The 21819-nt window shown below is 71.1% G+C and carries 13 protein-coding genes; 3 read left to right on the forward strand and 10 right to left on the reverse strand.

What is annotated here, in order from left to right; all coding sequences use genetic code 11:
- Positions 1-14: 14 nt before the first annotated feature.
- The 3 genes from IPH07_14740 to IPH07_14750 form a co-directional block, all read right to left on the reverse strand.
- Complete coding sequence (locus IPH07_14740; GenBank protein ID MBK6918647.1) at positions 15-1685, reverse strand: hypothetical protein; 1671 nt, start codon at positions 1683-1685, stop codon at positions 15-17.
- Positions 1686-1785: 100 nt separating this feature from the next.
- The gene (rsmI, locus tag IPH07_14745) at positions 1786-2667 is read right to left on the reverse strand and encodes a 16S rRNA (cytidine(1402)-2'-O)-methyltransferase (GenBank protein MBK6918648.1); all 882 of its coding nucleotides are present in this window, start codon (positions 2665-2667) and stop codon (positions 1786-1788) included.
- Positions 2660-3799, reverse strand: a complete 1140-nt coding sequence (locus IPH07_14750; protein ID MBK6918649.1) for an RNA polymerase factor sigma-32 — start codon at positions 3797-3799, stop codon at positions 2660-2662. Before IPH07_14750 ends, rsmI begins: the two co-directional genes overlap by 8 nt.
- Before the next feature lie 198 nt (positions 3800-3997).
- Between IPH07_14750 and IPH07_14755 the strand changes: the two genes are divergently transcribed.
- The 3 genes from IPH07_14755 to IPH07_14765 all read left to right on the forward strand — a co-directional run bounded on the left by IPH07_14755 (position 3998) and on the right by IPH07_14765 (position 10421).
- Entirely contained in the window at positions 3998-7204 is a 3207-nt protein-coding gene (locus IPH07_14755; protein ID MBK6918650.1) for a PDZ domain-containing protein, read from the forward strand.
- A 33-nt stretch (positions 7205-7237) separates the two neighbouring features.
- Positions 7238-9184 (forward strand): hypothetical protein, encoded by a 1947-nt coding sequence (locus tag IPH07_14760; GenBank protein MBK6918651.1) that lies wholly within the window; start codon positions 7238-7240, stop codon positions 9182-9184.
- Between the two features lie 88 nt (positions 9185-9272).
- On the forward strand, positions 9273-10421 hold the full coding sequence (locus tag IPH07_14765) for a hypothetical protein (protein MBK6918652.1): 1149 nt from the start codon (positions 9273-9275) through the stop codon (positions 10419-10421).
- Here IPH07_14765 and IPH07_14770 read toward each other — a convergent pair.
- From IPH07_14770 to IPH07_14800, 7 genes are all read right to left on the reverse strand, one after another.
- Positions 10390-11847 (reverse strand): DUF1552 domain-containing protein, encoded by a 1458-nt coding sequence (locus IPH07_14770; protein MBK6918653.1) that lies wholly within the window; start codon positions 11845-11847, stop codon positions 10390-10392. The two genes, IPH07_14765 and IPH07_14770, sit on opposite strands and share 32 nt — an antisense overlap.
- Positions 11844-13526, reverse strand: coding sequence for a DUF1592 domain-containing protein (locus IPH07_14775; protein MBK6918654.1), 1683 nt, complete (start codon positions 13524-13526; stop codon positions 11844-11846). The genes IPH07_14770 and IPH07_14775 overlap by 4 nt, the downstream gene beginning before the upstream one ends.
- 101 nt (positions 13527-13627) lie before the next feature.
- A complete protein-coding gene (clpX, locus tag IPH07_14780) occupies positions 13628-14890 on the reverse strand; it encodes an ATP-dependent Clp protease ATP-binding subunit ClpX (protein ID MBK6918655.1) in 1263 nt (420 codons plus the stop codon).
- 34 nt (positions 14891-14924) lie between these two features.
- Positions 14925-15545 (reverse strand): ATP-dependent Clp endopeptidase proteolytic subunit ClpP, encoded by a 621-nt coding sequence (gene clpP / locus IPH07_14785; GenBank protein ID MBK6918656.1) that lies wholly within the window; start codon positions 15543-15545, stop codon positions 14925-14927.
- A gap of 407 nt (positions 15546-15952) precedes the next feature.
- The gene (gene tig / locus IPH07_14790; GenBank protein MBK6918657.1) at positions 15953-17326 is read right to left on the reverse strand and encodes a trigger factor; all 1374 of its coding nucleotides are present in this window, start codon (positions 17324-17326) and stop codon (positions 15953-15955) included.
- Positions 17327-17663: 337 nt separating this feature from the next.
- Complete coding sequence (locus tag IPH07_14795; protein MBK6918658.1) at positions 17664-18845, reverse strand: aminotransferase class I/II-fold pyridoxal phosphate-dependent enzyme; 1182 nt, start codon at positions 18843-18845, stop codon at positions 17664-17666.
- Positions 18846-18847: 2 nt separating this feature from the next.
- Complete coding sequence (locus tag IPH07_14800) at positions 18848-21802, reverse strand: tetratricopeptide repeat protein (protein MBK6918659.1); 2955 nt, start codon at positions 21800-21802, stop codon at positions 18848-18850.
- Positions 21803-21819: the final 17 nt, after the last annotated feature.

The raw sequence follows: 21819 nt of genomic DNA on the forward strand, positions 1-21819 counted from the left end.
AACCTTGGCCCCGTTCACGCCCCCGGCGAGCAGCCGCGCAGGCCCAGATCGGTCGCCACACCCGCGTACGGATCGGCACCGTCGGTGAAGAACGGATCGCTGCTCTGCATCGGCGCCCCGTAGCCGTCGGCGAACACGCCCGCGAGATCGGTGGCGCTGTCGTTGTTCCAGTCGGTGCACCACACCGCATCGGCAGCCGCGATCGAGCGCGCGTAGCTGCTGTCGGCATCGAGATCGTAGAGCGCCGCACCGGTCGCCGCGTCCATGCCGAGCTCGGCGGCGATGCCGGTCGCGAACGTCGACTCGTCGCCGCGACGCGTCACGTAGACGGTCTCGTCGCAGCCGAGGTTCTCGAGCACCAGCGTGGGGTGCAGGTCGGACCAGCCGCCCGCCGAGACGCGCCCATCGCCGAGCTCGAGCGCGCGCGCGAGCCCAGGCTCCGCCGGCGAGAACGACAGCGCCTCGCCCCACGTGGTCGTGCCCAGCGAGAGGAACTTCGAGGTCTTCACGTCATCGAAGTACTTCGCGTTCGACTCGACCTTGCCGAGGTCTTCGGCCGCGCCCCAGTAGCCGAAGCGCACGTCGTCGAAGTCGACGTCGAGTGCATACGTCTGGGCGGCACCGTAGTCGGCGCGCGCCTTGGCGAAGGCATCCGCCGCGCCGTCGGTCAGCACCGAGGTCGAGACCAGCGCGTGCAGCCGTGCGCCGACGGGCTCGCCGAGGCGACGCGGCACGCCGGCGTCGGCGACGACCGCGGCGCGGTAGGCCGTCACCATCGCGGTGAACTCGCTGCCGCAAGTGGTGTCGCCCAGGGGCAGCGCGGCGATCGCCGCCCAGTCGCGCCCGACCGCCGCGTCGGCGCAGCCGTCGAGCCAGGCCTGCATGCGCGCCGCGTCGGGGCCGTAGCCGGCGTAGAAATCCGCGATGCGGCCGATCTTCCGCGCGACCGCGGCGAAGTCGAGCAGCCCGGGCCGCACGAACAGCGCCTTGGGGTTGCAGCCGGCGGCGGCCTGCTCGGGGGTGCAGCCGACCGAGAACGAGCCCAGCTGGCTCACCGCGCCGACGATGTCGCGCACGTGGAAGGCCGGGTCGGGCGAGCCCGCGATGGTCTCGAGGATCTCGGCGTTGAGCAGGTCCGCGAGGTCGGCCGACTGCAACAGATCCGACAGTGCCTGCTCGGCGGCGACGGGGTCGGTCTGTGCGAGTGCCTCGATGCCGCTCTCCTGGAACCGCTTGGCGAGCCCGGCGAACTGCCCGATCGCGGCCGCCTCCGGGGTCTCGCCGAGCACCGCGGCGTAGCCGGTGAGCGACTTGAGCTGCAGCGCGATGCGCTGCCCCTGCTGCGTCGGCGTGCACGGCTGCTCGCCGCACTGCGCGATCGCGGGGTTCATCTGCACGCTCTCGAGCAGGAACTGCGTGATGCTGGCCGAGCTGCCGCCGGCGGAGCCCCACACGGGTCCGTAGTGCTCGACGATGCGGGCCAGCGCGGCGAAGTGGGCGAAGATCAGCTGGCCGTTGCCGCGGACCGCCACGCACATGCGGCGCTCGCCGTCGCCCTCGCCGTCGACGTCGTCGCACTTGGCGCCGACACATGCGGCCGCGTCGTCGCCCTGCTCGGCGTCGCCGCACGCGGCGGTGAAGAGGCTGACGAGCGCGAGCGGGGCGAGGCGAAGGCGTGCGGGCATGGCGAGGCGGTCGACCGCCCGTCGGGCGAGGCAGTCCCTGCACGTGGGGTGAGACTTGGACCGCCGTGGTTCACCCGCCGCGGCCGCGACCGCCACGATTTCACGGGGAATCGTCGTCGTGAGGCGGCGCGTCGCCGCCGTGCCCCAGCCGCGCGTAGAGCTCGCGCGCGGGTAGCCCCGTCAGCGCCGCGAGCCGGCGCGCCCGCTCGCGCGGCTTGAGGCCGGCGTCGAGCAGCGCCTCGAGGGTCGCGACGGCGGCGGCTCGCACGGGATCGTGCTCGCGCGGCCGGGCCGGAGCCAAGACCACCGTCACCTCGCCGAGCAGCCCTGTCAGCGCCTCGGCCGCGAGGCCCGCGACCGTGCCGCGGATTGCGTTCTGGTGCAGCTTGGTGAGCTCGCGGGCGATCACGATCGCGCGGGTGTCGGCGTCTGGCAGCGTGCGCGCGAGATCGGCGACCAGCGCCGCCGTGCGATTGGCCGCCTCGTAGCACACCACGGTCGCGCGCTCGTCGACCAGCGACGCGAGCCAGTCGCTGCGGGCTTTGCCCCCGCGGGCAGGGAACCCGCAGTAGCGCACTTCGTCGGCCGGCAGCCCCGACCACGCCACCGCGGTCGCCATCGCGGTCGGCCCCGGCACCACGTCGACCTCGAAGCCAGCCGCGAGTGCGGCCGCGACCAGTCGCTGCCCCGGGTCGCTCCAACACGGCATGCCGGCCTCGCTGACGTAGGCGACGGTCTTGCCGTCGCGCAGCGCCACGAGCAGCTCGCCGACCCGCTCGTGCTCGTTGCCGACGAAGCACGAGCGCCGCGGCGGCAGCGTGACGCCGTCGCCGAGCAGGCGCACCGGCGAGCGCGTGTCCTCGCACAGCAAGAGATCGGCCCCGAGGATCGCAGCGCGCCCCCGCGGCGAGAGGTCGTCGCGGTTGCCCAGCGGGGTCCCCACGATGACGAGCATGCCGGGCATCGCAGCGCGGTCAGTCATGGCCGAGGGCGATCTGCACGGCGTCGCCGAGCTCGCCCTGCAGGTACTCACGCAGCCGCGTCAGCATGCGCTTCTCGATCTGCCGCGCACGCTCGCGGCTGACGCCCCAGCGATCGCCGAGGTCCTGCAGGGTGATCGGGTCCTCCGACATCACGCGCTCGCGGAAGATCTCGAGCTCGCGGCCGTCGAGCCCGCCGCCGAACGTCACGAGCTTCTCCTGCAGGAGGTCCTTGAACTCGGCCGCGTCCACGCGGTTCTCTGGATCGGCGTAGTCGTCTTCGATCAGATCGAGCCGCGTGCGCCCGTCGTCCTCGGCCCCCAGCGGCGCGTCGAGCGAGACGTCGGGCGCGGCCAGCCGCCGCTCCATCTCGACGACCTCCTTGGCCGACACGTCGAGCTCCTGGGCGATGCGCTCGGGGGTGGGATCGACACCGGCGGCGAGCAGCGCCTCACGCTGCTTGCGGAGGTTGAAGAACAGCTTGCGCTGGTTCTGGGTGGTGCCGATCTTCACCAGCCGCCAGTTGTTGAGGATGTACTTGAGGATGTACGCGCGGATCCACCAGCCCGAGTAGGTCGAGAGCTTGACGCCGCGGTACGGATCGAATTTCTGCACCGCACGGACCAGGCCGACGTTGCCCTCCTGCACCAGGTCGAGCAGGTTCTGGTAGGCGCGGCGGTACTCGTGGGCGATCTTCACCACCAGCCGCAGGTTCGAGGTGACCAGCTGCCGCCCGGCGTCGGTGTCGCCCTGCTCGACCCAGCGCACCGCCAGCTCGTGCTCGCGCTCCCGCGTGAGCAGCGGGTAGCGGCGCACCTCGCCCATGTAGGCCGCGAGGGGATCACGGCGCGCCAGCGCGGTGGTTCCCGGCGCCGCCGCGCCGTGGAGCGTGCGAGCGATGCGTTCCAGCTCCTCGTCGGTGACCGGATCCGACTCGGACAGCGCCTCGGCGGCCGCGAGATCGTCATCGGTGGCGAGCTCGGCCTGGGCCGGGGCCTCGTCATCGTCGTCGTCGTCGTCGCCGGTCGCGGGCTCGGGTGCGCCGCTCGGCGCCGCACGCTCGAGCGCCCCGCCCTCGGGCGTCACGCGTGCAGCCGGGTCGGCCGCCTTACCCTCGTTGCGCCGCTTCGTCATGGCCAAGCCGCCGGAGTGTACGCCGCCGGTGGCCATCGCTGACAACCCCCCAATGCTCCGAAAGTGACATGGGCCGTGTCACGGGCGGACAGTGCCGCGCGAGCCCGCAGGCGCCTTGCGCGGGGCCCCTTCGTCGGCGCGCCGTCATCGATCCCACCAGGTGGCCGCGCCTGTCGGCGCCGGCTACCATGGAAAACGATGAGCTCCCCTGGATCCGCTCCCAAGGTCGGTGGCTTCGCGCCGCGTCTCGCCGGTGTGATGGTGGCGGGCTCGCTGCTCACGGCGATGGGTCTGACCGCGTGGGGCGAGGGCCATGCCCAGGCCCAGCGACACAACCCCAAGGACCACGCGCGGCTGTCACCGGCCGCCGACGCGACCGAGCTGCGGGTGCTCGACTGGACGCTGTGGAACGTCTCCAAGTACTACGTCGAGCCCGATCGCATCGACCCCAAGAAGATGACGCGCGCGGGCCTGCATGCGCTCGAGAACAGCATCGCGGAGGTGTTGGTCGAGCCCGTCGGTGACGACCGCGTGCGCGTGAAGGTCGGCACCGCCGAGCAGGAATTCGCGCTCGACGACGTCGAGGCACTGTGGGCCGTGGGCCCCCGCGTGCGTGAGGTCTTCCGCTTCGTCGCGCGCAACGTCGAGCTGTCCGCCGACGAGCAGCAGGAGGCCGAGTACGCCATCGTCGCGGGCGTGCTGGCCACGCTCGATCCGCACACCAACCTGCTGCGCCCGACCGACTTCGCCGACATGAAGGCCAGCACCAAGGGCAGCTTCGGCGGCCTCGGGATCGAGGTCGGCATGCGCGATGGGGCCATCACCGTCATCCGTGTGATCGACGGCAACCCGGCCTCGAAGGTCGACATGCTGCCGGGCGATCGCATCGTGCAGATCGACAGCGAGTCGACCGTCACGATGAACATCAACGACGCGGTCGGTCGCCTTCGCGGTGCGGTCGGCACCACCGTCACGGTCTACGTGACGCGCGACGGCCTCGACCGGCCCAAGCCGCTCAAGATCACCCGCGCACGCATCCAGCTCGACAGCGTCATCGGCGACGTGCTCACCGAGACCGACGCCAGCGGGCGCACCCGCAAGGTCGGCCTGGTCGCGATTCCCCGCAACTTCGCCGAGACCACCGGTGCCGAGCTGCGGGCGAAGCTCGACGAGTTCCAGCAGGCGGGTGTCGAGGGCGTGATCCTCGACCTGCGCGACAACCCCGGCGGCCTCCTCAACGCCGCGGTCGACGTCGCTGACGCGTTCCTCTCGAGCGGCACCATCGTGTCGACGGTCGGCGTCGCCTCGCCGCGGGAGGAGAGCGACGCCAACGGGCGCTACGATTTCCCCGACCTGCCGCTGGTGGTGCTGGCCGACCAGGGCTCGGCGAGCGCCTCGGAGATCGTCGCGGGCGCGCTGCGCAACCAGGGCCGCGCGGTCGTGCTCGGGCGTCGCACCTTCGGCAAGGGCTCGGTGCAGGTGCTGCACGAGCGCAAGGCCGGCGACAAGGAGCTCGCGCTCAAGCTGACCATCGCGCAGTACCTCACCCCCGGCGACGTCTCGATCCAGTCGGTCGGCGTCGCGCCCGACGTCGAGACCATTCCCGTGTGGATCGGCGCCGAGCACATCGCCTACTTCGGCCGCGATCGCTTCGACCTCCTGCGCGAGGAGTCGCTGTCGCAGCACCTGGTGTCCGACGCGACCGGCAAGGAACGCACCGCCTACGGCCCGGTGTACTTCCTCGACCGCGGCTCGGTCGGCGAGGAGGACGACACCCCGGTCGACGGCGGCAAGTCGAAGGACAAGGACCGCACCATCGCCGGCCGCAACGACAAGAAGCCCGACTCGCGTACCGAGCTCCTGCTCGAGGACTCCGAGATCCGCATGGCCCGCGACCTGGTGCTGCGCGCACCCTCGGCCAATCGCGACGCGATGCTCGAGAGCATGGACGGCTTCGTGCGGGAGCAGGCCGCGCAGGAGCAGACCCGCATCGCGCAGAGCCTCGCCAAGCGCGGCGTCGACTGGGCGCGCGGGCCCGACAAGCAGACCGGCACACCCAAGCTCAAGGTGGAGATCAAGTCGGACAAGCCCGGCAACGTGATCAAGGGCGGCGAGAAGGGCACCGTCACGGTCACCGTCACCAACGTCGGTGACGCGACCGCGTGGCAGGTTCGGGCCATCAGCGACAGCGACTACCGCTACTTCGACGAGCGCGAGCTGTTCTTCGGCAAGATCGATCCCGGCCAGAGCAAGAGCTACCCCATCAAGCTCTCGGTCGCCGAGCAAGAGCTCTCACGCACCGACCGCATCGACCTGCACCTCTTCGACCAGCACGGCTCGAAGCTCGCCGCCGGTTCGCAGACCTCGATCGACGTCAGTGCGCAGGCACTGGCGCGGCCGGAGTTCGCGTTCGGCTACGCGGTCATCGACGACAGCAGCGCCGGCAAGAACATCAGCGGCAACGGCGACGGCACCCTGCAGGTCGGCGAGCGCGCGATCGTGCGGGTGTGGGTGAAGAACACCGGTGAGAGCGCGGCGCTCGACGCCTGGGTCACGCTGCGCAACCTCGCCGGCGACTCGGTGTTCTTGCACAGCGGGCGCGAGCGTCTGCAGAAGCTCGAGCCGGGCGCGGTGCGCTCGGTCGATCTCGACGTCGAGGTCATGAAGGAGTCCGAGGTCGGCGACGAGCTGCTGCAGGTCTCGGTCTCGGACAACAAGATGGCCGAGGTCCTCACCGACAACCTCCACTTCGACCTCACGGCGCCATCGACCAAGCTCGCGGACGCCACCAACGGCGTGGTCGCGGCCTCGGAGGTCGAGCTGTTCGCGACCCCGACCGGCACGCCCCGCGTGATCGCGCGCGCGAAGGCCTCGAGCAAGTTCCGCTCGACCGCGCGGACCGACGGCTGGTACCGCGTCGAGCTACCTGACGACGGCTTCGCGTTCGTGCGCGCCGCCGACGTCGAGGTCAGCGGCAAGGGCCCCAGCAAGGCCCCCGCGGTCGAGACCGTCTTCGGGGTCTCGCCGCCCAAGGTGGCGCTGTCGTCGTCGCCGACGCAATCCGATGGCGAGAGCGTCAAGCTGAGCGGCGTGGCCAGCGACGAGGACGCCGTGCGCGACGTCTTCATCACGGTCTTCAACCCCTCACGCGACCTGTTCGGCGACGTCGAGAAGGTCTACTACGTGGCCAACGCCGATCCGACGAACGGACGGCTCGAGTTCGACGCCGACGTGCCGCTGACCCCGGGCAACAACCTGGTCGAGATCCACGCGCGCCAGAGCGACGAGGTCGTCGCGATCAAGCGCATGTGGGTGCTGCGAACCTCCGGGCTGGCCGAGGCCCGTGCCAAGGGCGCCGCCTACGACACGCGCGGCGAGCTGCGGGTCGACAAGTTCAACAAGTGAGGAACGACCGCTGGCATGCTGCGGACCCGCGCCGTGAACCATGCCCGCCCGACTGCCCGCGCCCTGCGGCTGCTGCATCCGCTGCGCGCGGCCGTGCTCGCGATCGCGGCCTGCAGTGAGGCCAGCCCCGGTCGCCCGAACGACCCGGCGCTGACCGGACTCGAGCTGAGCCGCGTCGCACCCGAGCTCATCCTGCCCGGGACCGTGATCGCGATCGCCGGCGAGTCGTTCGTCGACAGCCCGTGGGGCAGCTCGCACCTCGCGCTGCTCGACCAGGGCATCACGTTGCCGCTGCGCTACGTCGACGCCCAGACCCTCGAGCTCGAGGTCGATGACGACGTGTTCGCCACCCTGGGCGGCGACGGGGCCAGCTTCGACGGCGAGGTCCAGGTCGAGGTGCGCAGCGAGGTCGACGGTCGGCTCTACCGCACGACGCCGCTGCCGACCGCGTGGTCGCTGCGGGCCGAGCTCGCGCCGCGCATCGACGACCTCGCCGAGACCGGCGTGATCTTCCCCAATGAGCCGATCACGATCATCGGGAGCGGCCTGCTGCTGCGCGGCGAGGGGGAGAGCGTGGCCGTGCTCGAGGGCTGCTTCACGCCCGCCGAAGGCGACGCTTGTGCGCCGATCGCCGCAACCGAGGTGCCGGTGATGGGCGCCGACCCGTTCGACCGCGAGCACGGCAGCTTTGCGTTCGTACCGACGATCGCCGGCATCGATCCCGGACGTTTCGTGGGCACGGTGCAGCTGCGCAACCGCCAGCGGGGCGGCGTCGTGCACGACAGCCCCCAGCTGGCCGTCGACTACGACCTGCAGCGTCCCATCGTCTACGGCGCATCGACCGACCACGCCAGCCTCGGGCAGTACGTCACCATCACCGGCGCGGGCTTCGTGGGCGACGACGGCTCGACCCTGCTCGACTTCGTGGGTGCGTTCACCGCCGACGCCGACGGCAGCGTCATCGAGCTCGACGAGGTGCTGACGCCCGAGTTCGTCGACGGCCACACCATTCGCTACGTCATCAACGAGGACGACGCACTCGGCCAGCAGCTCGACATCCGCTACGGGCCCGGCAGCTTCGCCGGCACCGTCACGCCCCGCATCGCGTGGCAGGGCAGCGAGGTCGCCGGCGATGCCGCGCCGCTGTCGTTCGCGCTGCGGCCGGTGCGACAGGTGGTGTGGGTGCAGTTCCTGCCCAGCTACGTCGAGAGCCTTCGTGCATTCGGCCTGCGCGCCGTCGATGCCCAGGTGCGCGCGCGCGTGCTCGAGGTCATGCGCCGTGACTACGCCGGCATCGGTGTGGCGATCGTCGAGCAGCCGCCGGATGACTGGGCCCTGTTCGCGCAGATCGACGTCGGCGGCCCCGATCCCAACGGCCTGGGCCTGCTCGGCTACGACAACACGCCCGGCAAGGACACCGAGAACCAACGGCTCTACGACCACATCGGTGGCGTCAACGCGCAGACACAGGACGACGGCTTCCCCGGCTACGGTGGTGTGTTCATCGAGTCGTTGTTCGGCTACTCGCAGCACCCCGGCGCGCTGGCGATGCAGCTCTCACCCGAGCCGCTGTTCGATGCGGTCTTCGACCGGTTCCGCCCCGACGTCGGCGGGCATCCGGTCGATGCCGCCGACCTCGCCGACGCACCGGCGCCGCTCGAGCGCGGTGCGTCGTGCCCCGCGAGCGATCGTCCGGGCCAGATTGCATGCGCGATCTGGGTCTTGGGCAGCATGGTCGGCTCGACGCTCAGCCACGAGCTCGGGCACTCACTGGGGCTCGCCGATCCCTACGGGCCCGACTTCCACGACGCCGGCGACGCGCCCGACCGCCTGATGGACGCCGACCGCCCCTTCCCCGAGCGCGCCGAGCTCGACGGCCAGGGCCCGGCGCGGTTCTGCGACGACGAGTACGCGTACCTGCGGCTGGTGCTACCGACCGACGCGCCGACCGATCCCAGTCCGCGGCCGGGCTGCTTCTGAGCGCACGCGGCGAGGCGACCGCGACGGGTGCGGCGGCCGCTCGACGCGAGCCGCGGCCACGCGCGACTGCGGTATCGTGCGACACATCGTGCCGTCGCAACTGCGTGTCGTCCTCGCCCTGCCCCTCGCGCTCGCGGTGCTCGCGTGCGCGCATCCGAAGACGACGACCGCGACGCCACCGCCACGGCCCGACGCCGCGGGCACGCAAGCGCAAGCCGGCGCGAACACGGCACCGACCACGCCCACGCTCGATCCCGCGGTGGTGGAACGTGCCGCCGTCGACGATCGCACGTGGACGCTGCTCGGCGGCAACCCTGAAACCACGATGTTCGCCGTGGTCGGCCGTCGCGGTGCGCTGCGTTGGACCGAGGACGGACCGCCGGTGATCGCACAGATCGGCGACCCGGCGTTCGAGCGGCTCGGGGTCGTCGAGCAGACCGACACCCGCGTGCGCGTGCTGATGCGACCGAGCGGTGGCTTCGCGCACCTGCTCGTGTGGCTCGACAAGGCCGACCTCGCGCCGCAGCTGGCCGCGAAGACACCGCTGCGAACCGACGCGACGCTCCGGACCGCGCCCGACGACGGCGCGATCGAGCTCGCCAACGACATGCCGGTGCGCGTGCTGGGTCGCGAAGGCGACGCCGTGCAGGTGCGCAGCGACGACGACCGCTTCAGCGGGTGGGTCGCCGCCAGCGAGCTCGTGCCGACGTTCAGCTCGGTTGCCTTCGAGTACCCGGCAATCGACGCGCAGATCGAGGGCGCGCTGGCCATCGCGCAGCGCCCCGGCGGCAAGGTCATGTTCCGTCTGCCGACCGAGGCGTCCCCCCACGAGGTCCGGATCGTCCGCGTGCGCAAGGGCTGGACCGAGGTCGAGTTGGTCGAGCGCTGCGTGCCCGGCGTGCGCGTGCACGGCTGGGTGCGCGCGAAGCAGGTCGAGCAGATCGGGCCCATGGGTACCGGCTGGGGCTGCGGCCGCGGGCAAGGCAGCGTGATCCCGCGCTGGGGCGAGCTCGAGTCGGCGCCGGCCGTGAAGCTCACCGCCGACACCGCGCTGTCGACCCTCGACGGTCAGCGCGTGGGTCGTGTGGTCGGCACCCTCGAGGCGCGCCGGGGTGGCGACGGCGAGCTCCGCATCCACACCCCGTGGGGCCTGTTGCCGATCCGCGCCGAGGGTCCCGCGAACCCACCGCCGACAGCGACTGCGGCTACGTCAGCAACTCCGTCAGCGGCCCGTTGACGTACTCCGGCGCGCCGAAGCTGTCGAAGCCATCGATGCCGAGCGCCTGTCCGACCGTGACGAACAGGTCGTTCATCGTGCGCTCGTTGCCGAAGTCGTAGTGGCCCGGCCGCAGCGCGCCGCCGGCGGTGCCGAGCAACAGCAACGGCATGTCCGTATAGGCATGGGTCGGGCCCTCGGCGACCTCCGTCACGCACACGATGACGGTGTTGTCGAGCACCGGCGAGCCATCGACATCGAGGCTGTTCGCCAGCGCGTCGCCGAAGTACGCCAGCTGCTGCGAGTAGAAGGTGCTGATCGCACTCAGGCACTCCATCGCGGTCTGCTGCGCGGTCGAGAGCCCCTGCGGGATGCCGCCCGCGGTGCCGACCGAGATATGCGAGATGGTGTGCTGCGCGGTGTTGAGGCCCGAGCCGCAGGTGTCGACCTCGGGCGGGCACGCCAGCGCGTCCCACGGCGCCGACGGGATCAGATCGCGGAAGTCGAACACCGACTGCGCGCCCGACCACTGCAGCGTCGCGACCCTGGTGGCGTCGCAGCCGAGGCCCGCGGCGACCAGATCCATCTGCAGCTGCCCGAGGGTCGGGATCATCTGGTTCTGGTGGATCTGCGCGTCGTCGACGGTCGGCTCCGGCGGCTTGGCGCAGTAGGCCCCGACCTTGATGCGGTCCTCGAGCTCGCGCACCAGCGTGAGGTGCTTGTCGAGCCGTTGCTGGTCCTGCGCGCCGAGCTTGCCGTTGATACGGGCGAAGTCGTCCTGCACGAGGTCGAGGATGCTCTTGCGCTGCGCGACCACCTTCTCGAGCTCGGCCTTGGCCGCGTCGGAGTCGGGGATGTTCGCGAACAGCCGCGTGAAGACCTTGCGCGGGTCGGCCTCGGAGGGCACCACGCCGGCCTGACCACCGCCGTCGGCGTAGCTGATGTACTCGGTCGCGCCACCACCGAACGTGATGATGCCGGTCTCGACCGAGCGCAGCTGATCGGCGTTGCCGAGGTGCTTGGCGACCTCCTGATCGAAGCTGACGTCCGCGCCCCAACCCACGTCGCCGAACTGGGTCGACTCGATGTCCTTGAACGGGCGCGCCGTGAGCACCGAGGTCATGCCCTTGACGTGGCCGTTGCCGGGCAGCGCCTCGGCGGCGGCCATGCGCACGCCCGAGAGGATCGTCAGCTGCGGCCGCAGCGTCGGGGTGTCGAGCGGCGCGAGGATCGGCGAGGCCACCCACTGCGTGCCGCCGCTGCCCCCCGGGCGCCAGTTGCCGAGCACGGTGCCGGTGCTCGTGTACCAGACCACCAGCCGCTTGGGCGCGAGCCCGTCGGCCGCCCTGGCGCGGCGACGCGGCAGCATCACCTCGAGCATCGGCAGCGTGAGGCCGATGCCGGCGGTGCCGCGCAGCAGCGTGCGTCGCGACATTCGCAGCGTCATGGGCCTGCCTCCGCGTCGGGGTCGGTGCGGTAGAGGAACGCAGGGGTCTGCGTCAGCTCGAGCAGCAGCGTGCGCACGTTGCCGTCCGAAGCCGCGAACGCGTCGGCGAGCGCGTCGGTGCTGCAGGCGTCGAGCTCGCCCTCGCCGCGGCCGTATGCGTAGTGGAACCACTGCCGCACCATGCACTCCCGCACGGTGTCGCTCTCGGCCAGCAGCGCCGCCAGCTCGGTGTGATCGGCGAAGCTGCCCTGCGCGTCGCCGGTGGCGATGGTGCCGCTGGGATCGATCGACAGCCCGCGATCGTCGTCGCGCCAGCGACCGATGGCGTCGTAGTGATCGAACGCGAAGCCGGGCGGGTTGATCACGCGGTGGCAGCCCGAGCAGGGCTGGTTGGCGGTCAGCTCCTCGAGCTGCTCGCGCTGGGTCTTGGTCGGATCGGGCGCCGGCAGCTGCGTGTCGACGTTGCAGGGTGGCGGCGGCGGCGGCGAGCACAGCAGCTGCTCGAGCACGAACTTGCCGCGGTACACCGGCGAGGGCTGGGCCTCGTGGGCGAGCGCGGACATCATCGCGCCCTGGCTGAGCAAGCCGCTGCCGCGACGCGGGTCGAGCTCGACACGGACGAAGCCGTCGCCTGCCGGGACCGGGAGCCCGTAGAAGCTGGCCAGCTCGGCGTCGACGAAGGTCGCCGGGGTCGTGAGCAGATCGCCCAGCGTACCGTTGCGCGCGCGCACGACGTCGTCGACGAACAGCGCCATCTCGGTGAGCATGCCGTCGGCGACTGCGGGCGTGAACGCGGCGTCGTTCTTGTGCAGCGTCGGCACGGCCGTGACGCGGGCCCACTGCAGATGGAAGTCCTGCACCGCCCGGGCCCCGCGCTCGTCGTCGATCATCTGCTCGGCCATCGCGCGCACGTCGGCGGCGGCGTCGAGCTGGCCCGCCGCCGCGGCGTCGAGCAGCGCGTCGTCGGGCGTGGTGCCCCACAGCAGGTACGACAGGCGGGTCGCGGTCTCGTAGCCGTCGAGCCGTCGCGCACCGCCCTGGTCGGGATCGGGCATGCCGATCTCGACCCGATAGAGGAACGAGGGCGACTGCAGCATCGCCGCGACGACCATCTCGATGGCCTTGTCGAAGCCGAACTCGGCCTTCTGCGCGCCGTAGAAGCCCTGATACGCGGTGAGTTCGTCGGCGAGGAGCGGCCGCCGCAGCGCGCGTCGACCGAAGCCCTCGATGAAGCTCGCCGCGCAGGCATCCTCGCCGTCGGCCACCGGATCGCAACCCAGCAGCGTCGGCAGGTCGGCGACGGCGGTGGTCGCCAGCGCGAGCGCGGCGGCCTCGTAGTCCTCGACCACGCTGGCGCTCATCGGCGTGCTCGCGGCACCGTTGGTGAAGCCGAGCTGCAGCGACTCGGGGATGAAGTTCTTGCCCGGCGCCGTGGTATCGCCCAGCAGATCGTGGACGGTGTTGTCGTACTCCCAGCGCGTCAGCCGACGTACCGGTGAGGTCTGTACGCTGGGGGTCTCGCAGCCAGCGGCGACGCCGGTGTCGCCCTCGCCCGAGCCGCCCTCACCGCTGGCCGAGGCCTCGGTACCCGCCCCCTCGTCGGCACCGGCGGCGCCGTCGAGGCCGCGGTAGCACGACGCGAGCAGGCCGCCCACCAGCACCACTGCGGTCCGCGTCACCGGTCCGCGCATGCAAACGGCCGCCACCCTGGTCAGGATGGCGGCCGAGGCCGAAGCCGGTCAAGGCGTACGATCGGTGGCCGCGGCCACCATCGCGTCAGCTAGCTGGCTTCCTTCTTGGCCTCGTTGCGATAGACGAGCACCGGGCGCTTGTCCTCGGTGATGACCTCGTCGCTGATGACGGCCTCGGCGACGTTGTCGACGCTGGGGATGTCGTACATCACATCCAACATCGCGCGCTCGAGGATCGACCGCAGACCGCGGGCACCGGAGCGCATGGTCTTGGCCTTGCGGGCCACGGCGCGCAGCGAGTCGCCGGTGAAGGTCAGCTCCACGCCGTCCATCTCGAGCAGGCGGCGGTACTGCTTGACCAGCGCGTTCTTGGGCTCGGTGAGGATCTGCATCAGCGCGTCCTCGTCGAGCTCCTGCAGCGGCGCGATGACCGGCAGGCGACCGATGAACTCGGGGATGAGCCCGAACTTCATGAGGTCCTCGTTCTGGATGCGCTGCAGCAGGTCCCACTGCCGCAGCTCCTTCTTCTTCTCGACCGTGGCGCCGAAGCCCATGCTCTTGGCGCTGATGCGGTGCTCGATGATGTCCTCGATGCCCGCGAACGCGCCGCCACAGATGAAGAGGATGTTGGTGGTGTCGACCTGCAGGAAGTCCTGCTGCGGGTGCTTGCGGCCACCCTTGGGCGGCACCGACGCGACCGTACCCTCGAGGATCTTGAGCAGCGCCTGCTGCACGCCCTCGCCGGAGACGTCGCGGGTGATCGACGGGTTGTCACCCTTGCGGGCGATCTTGTCGATCTCGTCGATGTAGATGATGCCCCGCTGGGCCCGCTCGACGTCGTGGTCGGCGTTCTGCAGCAGGCTCACGATGATGTTCTCGACGTCCTCGCCGACGTAGCCGGCCTCGGTGAGGCTGGTGGCGTCCGCGATCGCGAACGGCACATCGAGAATGCGCGCCAGCGTCTGTGCGAGCAGGGTCTTGCCCGAGCCGGTGGGCCCGATGAGCAAGATGTTGCTCTTCTGCAGCTCGGCCTCGTCGGGCTTCCGCTTGGCGTTGATGCGCTTGTAGTGGTTGTACACCGCGACCGAGATGATCTTCTTCGCCATCTCCTGCCCGACCACGTAGTCGTCGAGGATGGCGCGGATCTCCTTCGGCTTGGGCACGCGTCCGTGCCCCTGCTGGCGCTCTTCCTTCTGCACTTCCTCCGCGAGGATGTCGTTGCAGAGCGAGATGCACTCGTCGCAGATGTAGACCGAAGGGCCAGCGATGAGCTTCTTCACTTCCTTCTGGCTCTTGCCACAGAAGGAGCAGCTGAGGTTGCCGTGACCGGTGTCGCGCTTGGAGGAGCTCATCTGGTCTTCCTTCCCACTCTCGTCTTCACCCGCATCAGGCGGGGGTCTGCGGTCGGGTGACGACCTCGTCGACCAAGCCGTAGCGCTTCGCCGTGTCGGCATCCATGAACTTGTCGCGGTCGGTGTCCCGCAGGATCTCTTCGATGTCGCGCCCGCAGTGCTGCGCGAGGATCTCGTTGAGGCGGGCCTTGAGTCGCAGCACCTCGCGGGCCTGGATCTCGATGTCGGTCGCCTGGCCCTGCGCACCGCCGTGGGGCTGGTGGATCATGATGCGGGCGTTGGGCAGCGCGAAGCGCTTCTTCGGCGCACCGGCGGCGAGGATCACGGCGCCCATCGAGGCGGCCTGGCCGAGGCAGTAGGTCGCGACCGGTGCCTTGACGTGCTGCATCGTGTCGTAGATCGCCAGGCCCGCAGTGACCACACCACCGGGCGAGTTGATGTACAGACGGATGTCCTTCTCGGGGTCTTCCGACTCGAGGTACAGCAGCTGGGCGATGATGACGTTCGCCACCTGATCGTTGATGGGGGTGCCGAGGAACACGATGCGGTCCTTCAGCAGCCGGCTGTAGATGTCCCACGAGCGTTCGCCCCGATGGGTCTGCTCGATGACGAAGGGGATGCTCGCCTGTGGCTCTCCCCAGTAGAGGTCCGGCATGCCGGCGCGGCCGTCGCGATCGTTCATGAATCTCCTCGTTCTCGCACCTGCATCACACGCTGCCCCCGAGGTCGTGCCAGCGGGTGGGTCGCGTTGTCGAGCATCACTTGGCTATGTTGTACGGCCATGCCCCCCGATGCAAGTGCTGCCATCGGCGGCAATTCCGGCCGCTGGAGCGCATGTTGTGGGCCACGCGTGCCGCGGCGGAACGCAACGATGTGCGATGCGTTCCGATGCGGCGCCACCGGCACGCGTGCCGGCGGTCGTCCCGATGTGTGCCGCACCGCGCGAGCCCGCGGCGTAAACCCGGCTGCACACGTGCAGACGCCCGCACCGAGCCGTGGCACGGCGACCGCAGGTGCCGCCGTGCACACGCCCGCGCGGGCGCCAATCGGGCAGGTCGGCGACTAGCCGATCGAGCTGTCGTCGTCGCCCTCGCCCGGCTCGGGCTCGGGATCCGGCGCCTCGGTGACCTCGGACTTCGACATCAAGAAGTCGAGGATCTTCTCCTCGCGCATCTGCGCGCGCACGAGCACGAGCTGGCCGTTCTTCTCCATCTGCGCGCGCATGCGCGGGAGGTTCTGGCCGCTCTCCTCGGCCATCTTGGTCAGCTCGGCCTCGAACTCGTCGTCGCTGACGTCGAGCGACTCGGCCTTCCCGATCGCGTCGAGCAGCAGGTAGGCCTTCACGTTGAACAGCGCCTGCGGGCGGATGCGGCGCGCGAGATCGGACTCGGTGGTGCCGACGTTGGCGAGCTTGAGCCCCTGCTGCGCGAGCTGCCGCTTGGTCGCGTCGACCTGCGCCGAGACCTCGCGGGCGATCATCGAGGGCGCCGCGTCGAACGGGTTGGTCTCGAGCAGCGAGACCACCAGGCGGCGCCGGGCGTCGCGCTCGGCCTCGTCGGCGTCGTCCTGCCGAATCTTGTCGCTGATCTTGGTGCGCAGCTCGTCGAGCGACTCGGCCTCGCCGGTGTCGCGCGCGAAGTCGTCGTCGAGTGCCGGCACGTGCTTGACCCGGACCTCGCGCAGGCCGAGCCCGAGCACCGCTTCCTTGCCCCGCAGCTCGGGGCGCATGCGCTCGGCGGTCGGCACGAACCGCACCGTGCGCAGCTGCCCGACGTCGCCGACCTCGAGGTTGGCCATCGCAGCGGCCAGCCCGGGGATGAACTCGTTCTTGGGCTCGGCGCCCTCCTCGACGATGTCGACGCGGACGTCCTTGCGGGTCACGCGGGTGTCGCCGATGTTGCCCTCGACGTCGACGGTCCACACGTCGCCCGCGGCGGTGGTCTTGCGCGGCGTCTCGCCCTCGGCGGGCTCGGGCAGCGGGCGCAGCTCGGTGAGCTGCTCGCGGCGACGCTCGAGCTCGGCGGTGACCTTGGCCTCGTCGACCACGGCGGGGCGACGGCGCACGGCCACGCCGGTGTAGTTCTTGGGCTCGATCGCCGGCGGCACCTCGAAGCGCGCGGCGTAGGTGAACGGCGCGCCGCTCTCGAGCGACGACGACTCCAGCACCGGCTGCGTGAGCGGCACGATCGAGTTCTGCGTCACCGCGGTCTGGAAGGTCTCCTGCACCAGATCACGCGCGAGCTCCTGTCGCACGCTCTTGCCGAACATGCGCTCGAGCACCGGCTGCGGCACCTTGCCGGGGCGGAAGCCCGGCACCCTCGCGCGGCGACCGAGGTCGCGCAGCTTGTCCTGCAGACGGGTGGCGATGTCGGCCCAGGGGATCTCGACCTTGACGCGACACTCGACGGGACTGATGCGCTCGACAGACGACTGCATGATGCGAACCTTTGGGCAGATGGCGTCCGAGCCGCTTGGCCGGGCGCGAGTCGTGGGACTGAAAGCGGCGCGGGCGAATCGGACTGCCCGTCGCGCGCGGAGTTGGCTTCTATCAGGCATCGGCGGTCGCGACCACGCTCTTGGCGAGGGCGGTGCCGATCTCTGGTCCGCGGGCGCTCCAGGGGGCCGCACGCCGCGCGACGGCCATGCCCCGCACGCACGCCCGCCCGTGAAACGGCGGCGCCCGCCAGCGGCCCCCCGCGAGGCGCCGCGCTCGACACGTGAGGGACCTCGTACGTCCTCGCGCGGTGCCCAGCCGGGTCGGCGCGCGGACCCGTCAGACGCGATCGAGCGCCTGCAGGAGGTCGTCGTGGAGGTCCCCGAGATCCTCGATGCCGACCGACAGCCGCACGAGGCCCTCGCGGATGCCGATCGCGGCGCGTTGCTCCGGTGCGAGCTCGTAGTGGCTCATGAGCGCAGGCTGCTCGATGAGGCTCTCGACCCCGCCGAGGCTCGGCGCGAGCTTGGGGATCCGCACCGCGTCGACCAGCGCGGTGCCAGCCGCCAGGCCGCCGTGGACCTCGAACGAGACCACCGCACCGCCGCCCTGCAGGTCGCGCACGGCAACGGCGTGATCGGGGTGACTGGCGAGCAGCGGGTACCAGACCTGCCTGACCTTCGGATGCCGCTCGAGCGCCTCCGCCAGCGCCAACGCCGACGCGTTCTGTCGCGCCAACCGCAGCGCGAGCGTCTTGACCCCACGCAAGAGCAGGAACGCCGACAGCGGATCCGCGATGCCGCCCAGCGTCCCCAGCTGCTCGCGGATCGCGTCGATGATGCCGCGCTTGCCGATCACGACCCCGCCCAGCAGGTCGTTGTGCCCCGCCAGGTACTTCGTGGTGGAGTGGATGACGAGATCGGCCCCGAGCGCGAGCGGCTGCAGGTTGACCGGAGTGGCGAAGGTGGCGTCGACGATGGTCTTCACCCGATGCGCGCGCGCGCACGCCACCACCGCCGGCAGGTCGACCACGCGCAGGTAGGGGTTCGTCGGCAGCTCGGTGAAGAGCAGCTTGGTGGTGGGGCGCAGCGCAGCCTCGATCGCCGACGCGGTCGGTGCGACCACGTCGACCTCGACACCGAAGCGCGACAGCGTGTCGGTCGCGAACGCGCGGGTCTTGCGGTAGACGTCGGCGGTGAACACCGCGTGCGCGCCCTGGCGCAGCATCGCGAAGCAGGTGGTCGTGATCGCGGCCATGCCCGAGGCCAGCAACACCGCAGCCTCGCCGCCTTCCAGCGCCGCGAGCTTGGCCTCGGCCGCGGCGACCGTAGGGTTGCCGTAGCGCCCGTACTCCGGCGCGCGCTCGAGCCGGCCTTCCATGTACGACGACAGCTCGGCGGTGTCGTCGAACGGATAGGTCGACGACAGCACCACCGGCGCCGTGATCGAGCGACCGTCGCGGACGCGCGGCTCACCGCCGTGCACGGCCTGCGTCGAGGGCCCGAGTCGACGCGGCGGCATCGTCAGCCCCCGAGCGCGACGAGCTTGTCGTCACGCTCGCGATAGCCGGCCGGGATGCCCTGCAGCTCCTGCAGCGCGGCATCGTTGTCGCCGACCTTCTCGAACACGCCAGCCAGCTCGTACTTGGCCTCGAACAGCTCGTCCTCGTTGCTCGCGACCTGGATCGCGCGCTGCAGGTCCGCGACCGCGCGGTCGGTCTCGCCGCGATGGACCCGCAGCGTGCCCGACATCACCAGCGCCCGCGCCTCCCAGCTGGCGTCGCGGGCGGCGAGCTCGAACTGCGTGATGGCGTCGTCGACCAGGCCCATGTCGCGGTAGGCCATGCCGAGGTCATACGCCGAAGCGGCGTCGCCGGGGTCGCTGCCGGTCGCGCGGATCTCGGGCGTGCGGGCCTTCTTGCGGCTGCCCTTGGGCTTGCCGCCGTCGCCGAAGATCGCCGAGAGGTAGGCGTCCTCGTCCTCGTTCTCGTCCTCGAGCAAGACCTCTTCTTCGTCGTCGGCGACCGCGGCCGCCGGCGACGCAGCTGCGGCGACGGTCGGGGCCGGCGCGGGGGAGACGTTGACCAACGGCGTGGCACCCGAGTTCTGCGAGGGGCCCGCGGTGTCCTTGGCGAACTCGCCGGCGAGCGTCGCGACATCGGGATGCCCTGGGTGCTTGCGCTCGAGCTCGGCCAGCGCCGCATGGGCGTCGTCGTCGAGTCCCTGATCGAGGAAGAAGCGCACCTCGGCGACCTCGTCGCTGAGGTCGGGCCACGCAGGCTTGGCCGCCGGCGTCGAGGGTCGACGCGGTGGCGGAAGGCGGGGTGGGTTCGCCATCGACGTCTCCTGGCTGTCACTCGTCGCCGCCGCTGCGGTGGCGATCGACTCGACCGGCTGGGTGATGTGATCGCTGTCGCCGCCCGACGCGACGTCGGTCGGATCGTCGAGGTCGACCGTGGGCTCGCCGAGCTCCGGCGTCGCGCGCCGGGGCGGCCGCATCGGCGCGAAACGCTGGGTGCTCCCATCGGGGTGCGCTTCGGCGTCGAAGGCCTGGGTCGGCGCGTTCGCGGTGCTCGCGGACGCGACCGGCGGCCGCGGCTCGAAGCCGAACGGCGGGGTCTTGTCGGCGCCGCGGGAGCTGTCGTCGAAGCCCCGCATGCCCGCCAGCGCCTCGCTCAGATCCTCGGTCGGTCGATGCTCCTCGCGCTCGGGATCGGGGCCCGGCAGCGGACGCGCGTCGGAGAGTCCGAAGCGGTTCTCGACCGGGATCGGCTGGGTCGGCTGGGCCTCGGGCTCGCCGTCGCTGACATCGATCGCGAAGTCGTCGTCGTCGCCGCCGGGCAACGCGCTGGGATCGCCGGCGGCGAGGTCGAGCCCGGAGTCGTCGTCGCCGACGACGTCGAAGGCGCCGCTGTCACCGACCGCCGCGAAGGTCGCGGTGCCGCGCTGCGTGCCTCCGGGGCGCTCGCTGGCGGCCGCGGCCGCGTCGAGGTCGGCCAGCAGCTCCATCGCCGCGGGGCTGTTGGCGTCGGCGTCGAGCGCCGCACCGAGGTGCTCGCGCGCGAGCTTGGGATCGCGATCGACCACCAGGCGAGCCACGCGGACGTGGGTCACCGCCGCCTCGGCACCGCGGCCGAGCTCACCCAGCGCGCGGGCCCGCAGCGCCAGCGCACCGACGTGATCGGGCTGCAGCGTGAGCAGCTCGCCGACGTGCTCGATCGCGTGCTCGAAGAGGCGGTACTTCACGTAGACGCGGGCCTCGAACAGGATCTTGTCGAGGTCGACGCCCGCGTCGGCGCCCTCGGCCGCGGTGTGCTCGACGTCGGAGAGCACGCGGTGCGTCATCGACTGCGCCGGCGCCGGCTCCTCGCGACCGCGCTCGCGGGCCGGGCGTGCGGCTGCACGGTTGGGCAGCGGCACCGAGGTCGAGTCACTGGCGATGACGTCGTCTTCGTCGAGCTCGAGCACGTCGTCGGCCTCGACCACATCGTCGTCGTCCTCGTCGAACGACACCGGCGGTGGGATCCGCGGCTGCGGCTCGGGTGGAATCGTCCGCGGCCGCTGCACCGCGGGCCCGGTGTGTCCGCTCGCGGCGGCCTGCAGCTCGAGGTTGTCGGGGTCCCACTGCAGCGCGCGACGGGCGACGCGCGCGGCCTCCTTGGCGCCCGACTCGCCCTGCGCCTTGCACTGCCGCACCAGCTCGAGCGCGACGCTGGTGGCCTTGTCGGGCTTCTCGAGCGCGAGGAAGGTCTCGGCCAGCAGCTCGAGCCCGACGTGATCGTTGGCGTCGGCGTGCAACAGGGCGTTCAGCTTCATCAACGCGCGCCGCGCATCGCCGAGCTCGAGGTAGACCCGCGCGAGCTTGCGGATCGAGTCCGGGTCGTCGGGCTTGTGATAGATGAGCCGTTCGGCGACGCGGACGTAGTCCTGTCGGCGGCCGGTCGCCAGCAGCTGGTCACCGGCGATGCGGAAGTGCTCGACCGCCTTGTCGATGTTGCGCTCGCGCGAGTACAGCTCGGCCAGGCGCAGACGCTTGGGGATCGCGGCCGGCTCGGCGTTGGCGACCAGCTCGAAGGTCGCAATCGCGTCGGCGGTGTTGCCGGCCTGCAGCTGCGCCTGGGCCAGCTGTTCGTAGATCGCGACCGCGTCGGGCACGCGTCCCAGCTCGAGGTTGATCTGCGCGATCTTCTGGTGGATGTCGAAGCGCCGGGGATCGAGGTTGACGACCTGGCGGTACACCGCCATCGCCTTCTGCTGCTGCTGCTGCGCGGCATAGTAGCCAGCGACCTGCAGGTAGCGCTCGATGGCGCCCTTGCGATCGCCGCAACGCACCAGGCAATCGGCCAGCATCAGCCACGCGCGGATGTCCTTGGGATCGTTCTCGACGATCGTCTGGTACTCGCGCGCAGCCTTGTCGTGCTGGCCCTTCGCCGCGAACTTCTCGGCTCGCTCGTGCGCCTTTTCCTTGCTGAACGCCAAGACCCGCTCGCCCCTTC

The organism is Deltaproteobacteria bacterium (genome assembly GCA_016709225.1).
Taxonomy (GTDB): domain Bacteria; phylum Myxococcota_A; class Polyangia; order Nannocystales; family Nannocystaceae; genus Xiheibacterium; species Xiheibacterium phototrophicum.

Excerpts from the sequence above, each read along its gene's own strand:
- IPH07_14740 (MBK6918647.1), bottom strand. The coding sequence starts at position 1,685 with ATGCCCGCACGCCTTCGCCTCGCCCCGCTCGCGCTCGTCAGCCTCTTC.
- rsmI (MBK6918648.1), bottom strand. The coding sequence starts at position 2,667 with ATGACTGACCGCGCTGCGATGCCCGGCATGCTCGTCATCGTGGGGACC.
- clpX (MBK6918655.1), bottom strand. The coding sequence starts at position 14,890 with ATGAGCTCCTCCAAGCGCGACACCGGTCACGGCAACCTCAGCTGCTCC.
- clpP (MBK6918656.1), bottom strand. The coding sequence starts at position 15,545 with ATGCCGGACCTCTACTGGGGAGAGCCACAGGCGAGCATCCCCTTCGTC.
- IPH07_14750 (MBK6918649.1), bottom strand. The coding sequence starts at position 3,799 with ATGACGAAGCGGCGCAACGAGGGTAAGGCGGCCGACCCGGCTGCACGC.
- tig (MBK6918657.1), bottom strand. The coding sequence starts at position 17,326 with ATGCAGTCGTCTGTCGAGCGCATCAGTCCCGTCGAGTGTCGCGTCAAG.
- IPH07_14770 (MBK6918653.1), bottom strand. The coding sequence starts at position 11,847 with ATGACGCTGCGAATGTCGCGACGCACGCTGCTGCGCGGCACCGCCGGC.
- IPH07_14755 (MBK6918650.1), top strand. The coding sequence starts at position 3,998 with ATGAGCTCCCCTGGATCCGCTCCCAAGGTCGGTGGCTTCGCGCCGCGT.
- IPH07_14795 (MBK6918658.1), bottom strand. The coding sequence starts at position 18,845 with ATGCCGCCGCGTCGACTCGGGCCCTCGACGCAGGCCGTGCACGGCGGT.